At 66.3% G+C, this 578-nt stretch carries 1 pseudogene; it reads right to left on the bottom strand.

Annotation, left to right across the window (positions count from 1 at the left end):
* Positions 1 to 425: pseudogene (locus HLA95_RS27795) on the bottom strand (IS5 family transposase); the annotation flags it as partial.
* Positions 426 to 578: the final 153 nt, after the last annotated feature.

Genomic DNA, 578 nt, shown 5'->3' with positions numbered 1-578 from the left:
CAGGGCGAACGCGACGGGCCGGCCACGATCATCGGCCAGGCAATGAACCTTCGACGTGCGGCCGCCGCGCGCGCGGCCGATCGCCTGGCACCATTCACCCCCTTGCCGCCAGAAGCGGAGCGATGGGCTTTGACGTAGGTGCTGTCGAGCGCAAGCTCGGCCGGGATGGTTCCCGTGCTGGCCATGCGCTGGAACAGGCGCTGCCACAGGCCACGCCGCGACCATCGGTTGTAGCGGTTGTAGATGGTCGTGGCGGGGCCGTAGTCTGGCGGCACATCCCGCCAACGGCAGCCGGTCTTGAGCACGTGCAGGATCCCGCTGATCACCCGCCGATCGTCGACCCTGGGCCGTCCCGGCCGGCCATGAGGCAGATGCGGCTCGATCCGCGCCCAGGCCGCGTCCGACAGCCAGTACAGATGTGCCATCCGCCATACCCTCCTCAGCCTGCGTCCCTGATCAGTCGACTAAAAGCCATGAAGCTGCAGAAGGTTGTTTGAGTTCCCTACCTAGGGTTCGAACTCAATCAGCACCAGAATGCGATAACGGCGGCAAGGGCGACGGCCGAGGCGAAGTTGGCG

Source organism: Geminicoccus harenae (genome assembly GCF_019800005.1).
Taxonomy (GTDB): Bacteria; Pseudomonadota; Alphaproteobacteria; order Geminicoccales; family Geminicoccaceae; genus Geminicoccus; species Geminicoccus harenae.
The sequence above is the reverse complement of the archived record's forward strand: the minus strand, read 5'-3'. Positions and strand labels throughout refer to the sequence as shown.